Here is a 13,445-nt window from a genome sequence, read left to right on the forward strand (position 1 = left end):
GCCAAAGCATCCCAATTCTGCAAACACTCTAAACTACGGCTGTAATTTAGGCTTAACGCAAATTCTTAAGAAGATCAACTATGGATACTCAGCAAATAGAACTATCGTATTTCAGATTACGACTGCAGGAACTATTATATACCAGCTTCCCTGAAAAAGGGAATGACCAAATGTTCATCCAACAGCGTTCCTTGTGGGCGGCCACTGCCTACCAAGGTGCATTTAGTTCGGGAAACACAATTCAGCAATGCCATGAAATAGCGGATTACATTCTCTTTAAAAACCTTCACTTCTCAAAGTTCGACACTGTTTTTCAGATCATATGTACCGAATTTGATACCATAATGGCAGATGAAGAATTACGGCCATTCGCCCTTAAAATGTTGCCAATTTGTATGCCGGTTTTCTCCAGCTATGACCTATACGATGACTTCGCGTACAGCCAAGAGTTTGAGCTACTCTACACCGAAATAACCGGAACTATCGCAATATGGATACAGGAAAATGGGCTTCAGTAAAAAACAGCATCTCCAGCAGAACATTGATGCCCTGCAAATCGCTTTTAATCTGGAGAAAGCAAAGCGACAAGCTACCGCAGGGGAAAGACTGCTAATGATGCAGTACAGCGGATTTGGCGGTCTTAAATTTATATTGAACCCCGCTTCAAAAGAAACTGATATCAATAACTGGAGAAAATCCGAACACGACCTTTTTTCTATGACCCAGAATCTGCACCAGCTGCTCAAGGAAAATTCCGCAGATGAAAAACTGTACGGCAGGTATGTCGATAGTATGAAAAACTCTGTCCTGACGGCTTTTTATACACCACCGCTAGCCATAGATGCAATTTCCGATGCCCTTCGTGAAGTCGGTTTGAACATTTATACGTTACTTGAACCCTCAGCTGGCATAGGCTCATTTCTAAAATCATTTTCAAAGAATCAAAAATTAAGCACAACTGCTTATGAAAAGGATCTGCTCACCGGTAAAATTTTAAAGCATCTCTATCCTGAAGGAAATATCCACGTTGCCGGTTTTGAAGAAATTCCCGACAAGGAACAGAACACCTATGATCTTGTAGCCAGCAACATTCCTTTTGGAGACACTTCCGTTTTCGACCTATCTTATTCCCGAAGCAAGGACAGCACTAAAGTCCAGGCAGCGCGAAGCGTCCACAATTACTTTTTCCTCAAGGGAACAGATATGCTCCGCGAAGGCGGCCTGCTGGCCTACATCACTTCGCAGGGAGTTCTCAACAGCCCGAGCAACGAGCCGATCCGTAGGAGGCTTATGCAGCAAAACAAGCTAATTTCAGCAGTCCGCCTGCCTAACAACCTTTTTACGGAATTCGCAGGTACGGCAGTTGGTAGTGATCTTATCATTCTGCAAAAGAATCTGACAAAGCCAGGATTGAGCCAAAGGGAAGAGCTTTTTTGCCAAAGCGGACAAACAGAATTCAATACGCGTGGCAACGCTTTATTTAAGGACAATTCAAGGATTGTTCATACCGAATTTGAATTAGGTACCGATGCTTATGGGCAATCTGCATTAATTTATACGCATAAAGGTGGTATTGAGGGCATTGCAAAAGACCTTAAACAAATGCTCTTGGATGATTTTACAGCTCATCTCGAACTTGGCTCATACAAAAATCAAAACATTGTAGAACCTATACCAAAAAAGACGAACACAACAGTCGCTAGATCTAAGGAATTCAAAACATTTAGTCATCAAAGTCAGAACCTATCTCTACCTGCCTCATCAACTAATGAGCAAAACTCTAAGGAATCAAAACAGTTAAGCATTTTTGACCTGTTTGAAAATGTAGACCAGCATGCTACAGTAGCCAATTCATCCAAAGCAAAAGCAAAAAAACAAAGCCGGAAAAAAAATATTGGCCAGGCTGGCTGGCAAACCGAACTTTTCAGTGGATTGCAGCAAGCTTACGTGCCGGCAATCACGAACACAAATAACTTGATGGAAGATCATAAGCAAAAAACTGCCGGTGATCTATTTTCCAATTCCACCGAAGATACATTTACTGAGACGGCGGTTATCCCCCAACCCGCTCCATATACCGGCGTGCTGCAATCATTTCACCAAAACGATTCTCTTGTGTCGGATATGGGCTGGGTTGGACATTTGCAAGATGTAGATACATCAGAAGGTGTAGCAAGGTTCTATCCTTTGCCACTGCATCCTTCGCAGAAAGCGAGAGCCGAAGCATACATAGCTTTTCGTGATGTCTACCACATGCTGTATAACAATGAGGCAACATTACAGAGCGAACAAAAAGTAGAAAGGCAAAATCTTAATCGCCTCTATGATGCTTTTGTCAAAAGGTACGGCACTCTTAACAGTGCTGATAATATTAAACTGATTAAAACGGATAGTTCGGGCAAGGAAATCCCCTATCTGGAACGTGTGGTTGGCGGCATTGTACACAAAGCTGATATCTTCACTCGTCCTGTTAGCTTCTCCACCTTAACGATAGCAACTAACAATCCTGAGGAAACACTGGCGGCTTCGCTAAACAGATACGGAAAGGTCGATTTGAATTATATGTCTGAAATTAGCAATATGACTGACGATGCTTTGATTGAAGCATTACGGGGCCGCATTTATTACAATCCTCTGCAAAAGGAATATGAAATATCCGAACGCTGGATAGCAGGCAATGTAGTTGAGAAAGCTCAAGATATAAAAGCATACCTCGAGAATAATCCAGAAGATAGCCAGACTAAAGCAAGCCTTGCCATTTTGGAAGAATCTCGGCCTAGACGAATCGAATTTGAGGAACTTGATTTTAATTTGGGCGAACGCTGGATACCTACTGAGCTTTATGCCCGCTTTGCTACCCATCTCTTCGACGCAGATGTACATATAAATTACTCGGAAAGCTCTGATGATTTTTCAGTAAAGTGTCATCATGGCAATATGAATATTTGGGAGAAATACGCCGTCAAGTCCGAAAGCCGCACCTTTGATGGAATTGCATTGCTTAAACACGCTCTTGTCAATACCACACCAGACATTACAAAGAAAATTATGGTTGGTGATCAAGAAGCCAAGGTACGGGACATCGAAGCTATACAAATAGCCAATTCTAAGATTGATGAAATCCGCATTGCTTTTAGTGATTGGCTGCACGCACAAAATGATGAATTTAAAAACATGCTAACCAAGCAGTATAACGATACGTTTAATTGTTTTGTCAGACCTAACTATGACGGAAGCCATCAGGAGTTTCCAGGACTGGATCGAAAAGCACTCGGTATCGAAGATCTATATTCTAGCCAAAAAGATACCGTTTGGATGATAAAACTCAACAATGGTGCGATATGCGACCACGAAGTGGGCGCAGGAAAAACCCTTGTAATGTGTACAGCTGCGCAGGATATGAAACGTTTGGGGCTAGCTAATAAGCCCATGATTATCGGTTTGAAAAGCAATGTTCATGAGATTGCAGAAGCTTACCGTACTGCCTATCCACATGCTAGAATCCTTTATCCGGGCAAAGAGGATTTTACGCCGCAAAAACGCCTGCGTATTTTCGGGGATATCAAAAACAATGACTGGGATTGCGTGATACTTACCCACGACCAGTTCGGCATGATACCGCAGTCGCCTGAGATGCAAAAGGAAATCCTCAAAATTGAATTAGATAGCGTGGAGCGCAATCTAGAGGCCCTGCAATCGCAAGGCAAAGAAGTTACCCGAGCGATGCTTGCTGGAGTTATCAAGCGCAAGGAAAACCTTGAAGTCAGGCTTAAAACCCTGCAGCATGATATTGAAACCCGCAAAGATGATGTGGTTGACTTTAAAATGATGGGCATTGATCATCTGTTCGTAGATGAAAGCCACCAATTCAAAAACCTGATGTTCAATACAAGGCATACAAGAGTTTCAGGATTAGGCAACGTGGATGGAAGCCAAAAGGCATTAAACCTTCTGTTTGCAGTCCGCACTATTCAAGAGCGCATCAATGCGGATATGGGAGCAACTTTTCTGTCGGGTACAACCATCAGCAATTCTTTAACTGAACTTTATCTGCTGTTCAAATATCTCAGACCACGAGCAATGGAAAAACAGGGCATTCACTCTTTTGATGCCTGGGCTGCTATCTATGCAAGAAAAACGACAGATTATGAATTTTCGGTGGCTAATAATATTGTAGCAAAAGAACGTTTCCGATACTTTATCAAAGTGCCAGAGCTGGCCCAGTTTTATTCGGAAATCACAGATTACCGTACAGCACAAGATATAGGCATAGACCGTCCTGATAAGAACGAGTTATTGTATAATATCAAGCCTACTCCAGACCAGGAAGATTTTATTAAAAAGCTAATGGAATTTGCTAAAACAGGAAATGCCGAACTGTTGGGAAGGCCGAAACTAAGCCCCAGCGAAGAAAAAGCGAAAATGCTGATCGCCACTGACTTTGCCCGCAAAATGTCGCTTGATATGCGTATGGTAAGCGCAAGCTACAAAGACCACCCCGATAATAAGGCCTCACATTGCGCGGCAAATATTGCAAGGTATTACAGGCAATATAATGCACAGAAAGCAACGCAATTTGTTTTCTCCGATCTGGGCACTTATAAACCTGGCGAATGGAATGTGTATTGGGAAATCAAACGCAAACTTGTAGAAGACCACGGAATCCCAGCAAACGAGGTGAGGTTCATTCAGGAAGCTAAGGCCGATAAGCAGCGCAAAGAGTTTGTCAAAGGCATGAACGAGGGAAAAATCAGAGTTTTGTTTGGTTCTACAAGTATGCTGGGCACAGGTGTAAATGCACAGAAAAGAGCTGTTGCAGTCCATCATCTTGATACACCGTGGCGTCCAAGTGACCTTGCCCAACGCGACGGCCGTGCTGTACGTAAGGGAAATGAAATTGCCAAATTCTTTGCAGATAATAAAGTAGATGTCATTATTTATGCCGTAGAAAAATCATTGGATAGCTATAAATTTAATTTATTGCATAACAAGCAACTCTTCATAGACCAGCTAAAAAACAACAATCTTAACAAACGTACTATTGACGAAGGAAGTATGGACGAAAAATCGGGAATGAATTTCTCGGAATATGTGGCTATCCTTTCAGGAAATACTGATCTTTTAGAAAAAGCCAAGCTGGAAAAAAAGATTGGAGGCCTTGAAAGCGAAAAACAGGCTTTCAACCGTTCTAAGTTTAGCGCGAAATACAAAGTGAAAGATTTTACGGTAATGTTGGAAAGTGCCAAAGACCGTCTTGAGCGAATGTGTATTGATTGGAAAAATTTTCAACACCATATACATAAAGGTCCTGACGGCACAATTGAAAATCTTTTAAAATTGGAAGGATTATCGTCTGACGCTGATGTAAAACAGATGGGCAAAAAACTAAACGATCTTTCAGAGAAAGCCCATACAGGCGGACAATATGAAGTAATCGGCACTTTATACGGTTTTTCAATTTTACTAAAAACAGAATCGTCCGAAAAAGAGGGAGTTGATTTAAAGATAAACCGATTTTTTATCCAAGGCGAAGGCAATATCAAATATACCTACAACAACGGTATCATCGCTAAAGATGAGAATCTCGCATCATTGAACTTTCTTAATGCACTTGGAAAACTGCCACATTACATATCACAGGAAAAAAAGAGGATTGCCGAAATACAAAAAGATCTGCCTATTCTTCATGAAGTGCTAAACAGCACTTGGCCCAAGGAAAGCCTTTTGGGTAAGCTGAAAACAGAATTGGCATCAGTTGAACGTAAAATTCAATTATCTATCACTCCGGAAAATAACGAGCAAAAAGAAACCATTGAAAACCACGGCATCCCAACACAGAAAAGTTCTCAAGCAAGCTTAAAGACTTAAGCTTTAATTAGCTTACTTTTTCATTACAAACTCTTAATATACTTCAATCACCGCCCTATCCTCTTCATTACCCCATTGCACTTGCCATGTTCTGCCATCCAATTGGTCAAGCAAAATAAAAGTATATATGTTGGTTGTGGGATAGAGAAAGAATCTGCCATTCTTCTCTTTTTCTTTATCAACTCGAGAGATATCAGATAGCGTACTCACAAATCTAGATTTACTCTCAGTACTCCATTGAACCTGCCACATTTGACCGTTCCTCGTATCCAATTTAATAAATGTATACATATTTCGGGTAGCAAAAAGGCGGTACGCAAGATCACTATCTACAGATATATTTTGTGTAGGTGCCCCAGTGGTACTCTGTGCTGCAGCAGTGGCTGCCAAAAGACCTAGAATAATACAGACTACAATCCTTTTCATAACATTTTTTTTTATATTAAAGTAAATGATTAAAAAATTCGCAAACTTGGTAAGAACCGATGAGAATAGTAAATATACTCATTTATAAACTGGTGAATGTTTCAGCGAGAGGATTTATTCCGAAACTTACGATTTGCAATCTCATCTGTTCTTACTTATTTGCACCGTTGCCTTCCTTTGGCACTAGATGCTGCAGTCCGGGGTCATTCTTAATGCGTTGCAATTCTCTTTCAATAACCAGAACAATGTCCTCTTTTATGTGTTTATAATTCTCCCCTATTTCCTGCTTCATCATGTCACGGCCCTGCTTATCGACAAAGGATAAAATAGCCGGTATTTTTTGATAACCCTTAATTTCGGATTCCACCTTTTTATTATCCACAACAATTTCTGCATGGAAAATTTTCTGCTCTATTCGCTCGTCAAAGTTATCGGAAACAGCTCCAACAAAGAATCCTTGTGTTAGCGTGGATATTTTGGAAGCCGGTATCAAACTGTCCAATTGCGTAGATATTGAAGTTGATGTGTCATTCCGGTTGATGCTAAGACTTTGCCTTTTCTGCAGTACTTTACCGAACCGTTCTGACAGGCTTTTTGCTGTCTCTCCTACTACCTGGCCGCTAAAAATATTTCCAACAGTATTTTGGATAACCTTGCTCTCCTTGTCCCCATAATCACGGTTCAATTGCGAAAAATCCTGAAAGCCCAAACACACCGCCACTTTATTGCTGCGGGCAGTAGCTATAAGATTATCCAGTCCGCGGAAATAAATTGTCGGCAGCTCGTCTATAATAACTGAACTTTTCAATTGACCTTTTTTATTGATAAGTTTCACTATACGCGAATTGTACAATCCCAGTGCAGCTGAATAGATATTCTGGCGGTCGGGATTGTTGCCCACGCAAAGTATTTTAGGTTCTTTAGGATTGTTGATGTCCAAAGAAAAATCATCTCCGGTCATCACCCAGTAAAGGCTTGGAGAAATCATACGCGATAACGGAATTTTAGCCGAAGCGATCTGGCCCTGAAGCTGGTCCTGGGCGCCGCCCTGCCATGCATCCATAAACGGTGACAGGTAGTTCTCCAGCTCTGGATAAGATGTAAGGATAGTAAACACATCCGCATATTTTTTATTCAATAATTCTATAGCATGCGGAAAAGTGCAATGCTTCCCGTTTTCATAGATTTTAAGAAACCATATAATAGCGGCCAGAAGTATAATGGGACTTTCTACAAAAAAATCCCCCTGCTTCTGTATCCAGCTCCTGTTCAGATTCAGCATTATGGTATATGCCGCTTCATAGGCATCTGAAATATCGGTCATGAAATCTGGATTAAGCGGATTGCATCGATGGCTTTTCCTTGGATCATCGAAATTGATTACGTAGAATTTCGGTTTGACTATGTAATTGTTATGATGCTTTAATAGATGATTGTAGGCAACTGTGGAAAGGTCGTCGAACTTGAAATCATAGATATACATCGAAAAGCCTTTTTCGATCTGCTGCTTGATGTAATTGTTGACTATTGCATACGATTTGCCAGATCCGGGAGTACCGAGAACTATTGTTGCCCTAAATGGATTTACGATATTAATCCAGCCATTGTTCCATTTGTTCTTATAATAAAATCTCGTCGGAAGATTTACAGAAAACTCATTCTGCAAGAGTCTGGTTTCCTGCTGAAAACTCTCATTCTCGTTATTGAATACATCTGACATCAGATTGGTACGCAAAAGGCGGCTGCTCCACACCCCTGCCATCATCAAGGCCGTGTAACCCATCCCCAATGTGAGGATATAGAAGAACGCTGCAGTCTGCTTTGGCAGAGTTAATAATGGCGTATTTAAAAAGTAAAAAACAAAGCCGGCGACTAAGGCGCTTAAGATTTTACTCCTGGTAATTTTCTGGTTCTTTACTCCCTTTGTTCCCAGACAGCTTAAAGCCAATAGCAGTACTGCAAAAATTTTCGTGTAAAGCGTGTTGGAAAACAGTCCTGCTTTGCGGTCAAAACCACCTAATATTTTATTGATAGCTTGCAATGTCCAACCCCTTTCCACAAAGAAGCCATAGCAGTACCAGTACAGATGCATCAGCACTATCAATATGCTTACTGCCCTCATAAATGCCATTATTTTGGCAAGACCTCTTAAATCATCATCTCCCTGCATTTTAATAATGTTTATATCCGGGCGTTAATTTAAATGCCGTTGCTGCCCGCTGTAAGAACAAGTGGGAATTTGGCAGAAGCTGTCTGCCTTTGGCCCTGCAATCGGACTTTGTTTTTAAACTGTTTTTGCTGAATATTAGTCAGGCGTACATTTACAGCGAGAGGAGCCTGCGGCCCAGAATAAAAAAGCCTCCAAAACCAAATGGTTTTGAAGGCTTAAAACACTATTGCAGGCATTTGAGAACCTATTATTCCTGTCCAGAATTATCTATTAATTTATCAATATTCTCCTTTACCAGCTGCTCCAATTGATAAGTGGCGACTCCTAAGGGCTTGTCAAGACCACGCATTGCGTATTCGACTTTTATATTGCTTTTCGATGCACAAAGCAGCAGGCCTATAGTACGCTCATCTGCAGGAGTTTTGAGCGAATCGTCTATAGCGCTGATGTAAAAGTTAAGCTTGGAAACGTACTCCGGCATAAATTCACCTGCCTTGAGCTCTATTACAACATACGCGTGCAGGATGGTATGGTAAAAAAGCAGATCGATTTTGTAGTCTGTATTGTCAACCTCTATTGCATATTGCCTTCCTACAAATGCAAATCCTTTTCCCAGCTCCAGTAAAAAATCTGTAATCTTCTGTATCAGCAGCTTTTCTATCTCAAGCTCCTTGACTTTTGCAGAAAGCATTAAAAAATCAAAATTATAAGGGTCTTTAAAAATGCTTTTCGCCAGATCGGAATGATATTCTGGCAGTGTCTGCTCAAAATTATGCAATGCCTTTCCGCTTCTGGAATACAGATTGCTTTGCACCTGTAAAAGCATCACGTCCCTGCTCCATTCATTTTTAGAAGTTTCAGCTATATAAAATGCCCGTTCCCCTACATTTTTTACTTTTGCCAAAAGGCTTATATGGTGATACCAGGTAATTTGTGCAAGCGTGACTTGCACAAATTGGTTTTCCGATTGTGCAAGCGGGACTTGCACTATTGGAAAATCGGGATATGCCTCGGAAAAAGCCCTCATATACTTAAGATTGCGTACAGAAAAGCCCTTGCTTTCAGGAAAGTTTCGGGCTAAATCAGCAGCCAAAAGGTCAATTACCTTGCTCCCCCAGCTATTCTGCCGCTGTTTCTCAATAATAGAATTCCCAATCTCCCAATATAATGCAAGCATATCGGCATTCACTTTAAGAGCAGTCTGGGTTTGGGCATGCTTTATTTTATTGAAAATAAAGGCTGACCAATTTATGTAGTCACTGCTTTTTATAATTTCATCACTCATAGTAAGGGAACAGTTAGGATATGGACAAATATAGCAAAAAGAGACTAGTGGCGGAACAAGGTTTTTCAAACATGCAATACAGGATTGGTGCTGGTTAATGAAATCCGACTAGAAAGCATGAGCAAACAAAACAGCGCCTATTTATATTTTTTGGCCTTTCTTCTTTTTTTCATTTTAGTGCTCCATGCAAGTTCGTCAAAATCATCGCCAAGGGCCTCAGGCAAAATTCCTGTCCATGCTTCAAACAGCCCACCCTTCTGTTGGTCAATATTTGGAAAATCGAATAATCGATGTGGCTTTTCGATAAATAAATCCTCCATATCGTCGAAATTCGGCAAAATCGATTTTGGCTGCCCGGAGGCCGTAATTTCAGCCTTCATGAAATTAGACCAGTTATCGTTAAAAGCGTTGGCAGAAAATTCTTTGCCAAGATGCGAACCATTCCAAACGGTTCTGGAATTATGGTCTACAAAAGTGATCCCGTAAATACGGCCCGTATCATTTGTCCGCACCACTGTATTGATCCCCTTTTTGGCCAGCTGCATATTGAAATCTTTCTGATTAACTGTTGACTGCAGGGCAATGAAAACAGTTTCCTTAAGTATCAATTTTGCATCATTATGCCTTAAGGTCTCTTTGCAATTTGCAAAATGCAGATCCAAAGCAGGCAGGCAGGCACTCCTTCCAAATAAAGACGCCTTCAAAGGGTGCCCTGCCCTTTCCCCATTTTCATTTAAGGCAATATACAGCAATCCCTGCCTGGTTTTTCCATGCAGATGGCTTTCTGTTTTTTCAGCAGTGATATTAAACAGGGAAAGAAGGGCATTATATTCGCCTAAGGTCTGGAATTTGTAGTATTGCCGCAGATTGCGAACAACAGAAGCAATCTGGCTTTTGATATCAGCCTTCCGATAATCAACCGGAGTGAAAAATTTGTTATCCCGGTTATGCACTTTTTCTGCAGCAGGCAGCAAGGCGTACTTTCTTTCAAGCTCACGGCAGACAGCCATCGATCTTCTCTTTTCAAACTTGTCCGAAATCTTCCTGCCCGATTCATCCACACAGACTGTAACTATATGGATATGGGTACGGTCAATATCGGTATGCTTAAAAACTGTAAAAGGCTGCTCTGCATATCCCATCTCCTGCATGTACTTCTGTGCCATTGCTATAAACTTATCATCGCTTACATTATCGTTTGGGTCAGGATTAAGTGAAATATGCAGTGCTATCTTTTCCGTATTTCTGTTGGCAAGCAAGTAAGGCTCAAAGGATCGCGCCAAATCAGCAGCTGAATAGATCCCGCTTGGTGTTTCAATCATCTTACTGGTAAAGAGTATCTGGCCTTTTTCTTTTTGAATTTTCAGCTGGTTGTAAGCCAAGGCACCATGCAGATTGCTGCTTCTTCCAATTTTTGCTACCATTTCAAGAATGCTTTTTAAGGTGTTTGTCTTCAAATTCTTGTGCAATAAGGATAATTTTTCGGCATAATGCGGCAAGTTCAGCAGTCTGTTTTTCAAGTTTGTACAGGTAGGCTGATGCTTTTTTCTCCGAAAAATTGCGGTATAGCAGTTTCACAACCTGATTATAGTTTGCACCTGCCGACCGGAACTGGCTGTGGAATGTGGTCAGCCGCATATAAAAATCAACTGTACCTTTGTCAACTTTAATAGTTTTTACTTCCTTTCCAAACAAAAGCGATATGATAAATTTCGCCTTATTATGCATTCCCGACGATTCATACATCGATAAAAGCTCGGCATTTTCCTTTTCAGTCAGACGAAAAACATGCCTGTGTATGCTGGGATCGATTTTAGGATTCCTGCCACCTCTGTTTGCTTTACCATTATTTTCCTGTTTCATAAAAAATCCATTATGGCTTCTGCAAAAAGCCTGACTTCGGAAGGTTTTTCCAGCCCCCGGCAGGGCAAGTTGTTTTGGGGCACGAACTCAGTTTCGAGTGCCTCAAAACACAACTTGCCGTGTTCTGGCGAACACAAAAATCCGCCCTTCGGGACGGATTGGATGTGGTAGGGAAAGACAGCCTGATGCTGTCTCTTTTATGCCAGATAATTCAAGCTGTTTCTGCATTTGCCTGTTAATAAAAATCACATTGCAAAATAAAGCACTCTTGATCTAAGCATTGCAAGAGTTCTAAATGCCGAAAAATGCCTCTCAGCGCCAATTGGTTCCGGCAAAAATAAATACCTGTTTATCGGCATTCCTTTGTACATGCACCAAGATGCACGCAGGTAAATATGCCCAGAGGTAATTACGCAATTATGCATATATGACATGATCTGCATATCTAAAGAAATATTTAATGTGGCCTACTGGTACCAACCTATTTAAATACGTGCCTGCAGATCCTTTTGTTTATGCAGGTAGGCATATACAAGATAAACCATATAACTATGCTGCTTTCTACGCGCCTGCCTGCTGAGAGGCTGCTGCAGATAACAGTATGCTTACGCACAGATATAAGTAAATAACTAAATACGCTAAAAATGAAAACAGAACACAAACCAGTATTTGTCGCCTTTTCCTCCCAGAAGGGAGGCGTAGGCAAAAGCACCTTTACTGCACTTGCCGCCAGTACACTTCATTACCGTCTGGGCTACAATGTGGCGGTATTCGATGCAGACTTCCCGCAGCACAGCCTGATGAAAATGAAAACCCGCGATCTTTCGATGGTAATGGAAAATGAATTTTTAAAAAAGGCTGCATTCAGGCAGTTTACTGCCATCAACAAAAAGGCTTATCCTATCTTACAGCATAAAGCCGAAGGATTGCTTCAGGCCGCTCATGATTTTTTAGAATCTTCAACGCTTCCCATTGATTATATCTTTTTTGACCTTCCTGGAACTGTAAACACTCCCGGCATATTAAAGGCCCTGGCCGGAATGCATCATATTTTTACGCCCATAACGGCAGACCGCGTGGTGATGGAAAGCACACTTGTCTTTACCCAGCTGATGAAAGATGTTATTATGAAAAAAGGAGAAACATCAATCAAGACCATCAACCTTTTTTGGAATCAGGTGGACGGCCGCGAACGCTCCCCTCTGTATGAGATCTATAACAAGCTCATTTCTGAGCTCGGACTGAGCCTGATGGACTGCCAGATCATGAACAGCACCCGTTTCCGCAAAGAGAGCGAATCTGATGCCCGGACTATTTTTCGTTCCACTTTGATGCCTCCCGACGAGCGGCTGATGAGCTCATGCCGTATGGACAGCTTCATAAATGAATTTTTAAGAATCACCAAATTATAGGATCATGGAAAAAAACATCAAGAAAAAAAACATATCTGAGATAAACGAAGAGATGATGATGAACCTGATGGTAGACGGGGTCCGCAAAGAAGGACTCCATATACAGCCTGAAGAGGAACCAGAGCAAGTGAAGCCATTAAAGGTAAAGCAGACATCAAAAGAGCGCTACAAAATAAAGAAGGAAGGAAATCAGGATTACGAAAGCCTTTTTTTCAAAAGGCCCGCCTCCAACGCCCGAGACGGGAAAACGGTATATATCCGCCCGGATTTTCATGAGAGATTAAGCAGGATCGTTCAGGTTATCGGTGAAGACAAAATCAGCATTTACGCCTATCTGGACAATCTTCTCGACTATCATTTCCAGGAGTTCGGTGAGAAGATCATCAAAAGCTTCAATGATAAATACAAACCTATATTTTAA

Annotated in this window: 9 protein-coding genes; 4 read left to right on the forward strand and 5 right to left on the reverse strand. The window is 41.3% G+C overall.

Annotated features, from left to right (window positions below):
- The first annotated feature begins 80 nt into the window (after positions 1-80).
- Both AAYQ05_RS14750 and AAYQ05_RS14755 read left to right on the forward strand, forming a co-directional pair.
- Positions 81-518, forward strand: coding sequence for a DUF1896 domain-containing protein (locus tag AAYQ05_RS14750; protein ID WP_343544217.1), 438 nt, complete (start codon positions 81-83; stop codon positions 516-518).
- The gene (locus tag AAYQ05_RS14755; protein WP_343544218.1) at positions 505-5,868 is read left to right on the forward strand and encodes a helicase-like domain-containing protein; all 5,364 of its coding nucleotides are present in this window, start codon (positions 505-507) and stop codon (positions 5,866-5,868) included. Before AAYQ05_RS14750 ends, AAYQ05_RS14755 begins: the two co-directional genes overlap by 14 nt.
- A 33-nt stretch (positions 5,869-5,901) precedes the next feature.
- On the opposite strand, the gene AAYQ05_RS14760 is transcribed toward AAYQ05_RS14755, so the two are convergent.
- The 5 genes from AAYQ05_RS14760 to mobA all read right to left on the reverse strand — a co-directional run bounded on the left by AAYQ05_RS14760 (position 5,902) and on the right by mobA (position 11,612).
- Positions 5,902-6,294 (reverse strand): hypothetical protein, encoded by a 393-nt coding sequence (locus tag AAYQ05_RS14760; protein ID WP_343544219.1) that lies wholly within the window; start codon positions 6,292-6,294, stop codon positions 5,902-5,904.
- A gap of 151 nt (positions 6,295-6,445) precedes the next feature.
- Positions 6,446-8,464: a conjugal transfer protein MobC gene (mobC, locus tag AAYQ05_RS14765; RefSeq protein ID WP_343544220.1), complete on the reverse strand. Its 2,019-nt coding sequence runs from the start codon at positions 8,462-8,464 to the stop codon at positions 6,446-6,448.
- 247 nt (positions 8,465-8,711) lie between these two features.
- Positions 8,712-9,749 carry a PDDEXK nuclease domain-containing protein gene (locus AAYQ05_RS14770; protein WP_343544221.1) on the reverse strand — a complete coding sequence of 346 codons (1,038 nt, stop codon included), beginning with the start codon at positions 9,747-9,749 and terminating at the stop codon, positions 8,712-8,714.
- 137 nt (positions 9,750-9,886) lie between these two features.
- Positions 9,887-11,173, reverse strand: a complete 1,287-nt coding sequence (mobB, locus tag AAYQ05_RS14775; RefSeq protein WP_343544222.1) for a conjugal transfer protein MobB — start codon at positions 11,171-11,173, stop codon at positions 9,887-9,889.
- A gap of 1 nt (position 11,174) precedes the next feature.
- Positions 11,175-11,612, reverse strand: a complete 438-nt coding sequence (gene mobA / locus AAYQ05_RS14780; RefSeq protein ID WP_343544223.1) for a conjugal transfer protein MobA — start codon at positions 11,610-11,612, stop codon at positions 11,175-11,177.
- A 644-nt stretch (positions 11,613-12,256) separates the two neighbouring features.
- Here mobA and AAYQ05_RS14785 point away from each other — a divergent pair.
- Complete coding sequence (locus tag AAYQ05_RS14785; protein ID WP_343544224.1) at positions 12,257-13,024, forward strand: ParA family protein; 768 nt, start codon at positions 12,257-12,259, stop codon at positions 13,022-13,024.
- Positions 13,025-13,028: 4 nt separating this feature from the next.
- A complete protein-coding gene (locus AAYQ05_RS14790; protein WP_343544225.1) occupies positions 13,029-13,445 on the forward strand; it encodes a DUF3408 domain-containing protein in 417 nt (138 codons plus the stop codon).

It is taken from the genome of Flavobacterium movens (assembly GCF_039581425.1).
GTDB lineage: Bacteria > Bacteroidota > Bacteroidia > Flavobacteriales > Flavobacteriaceae > Flavobacterium > Flavobacterium luteolum.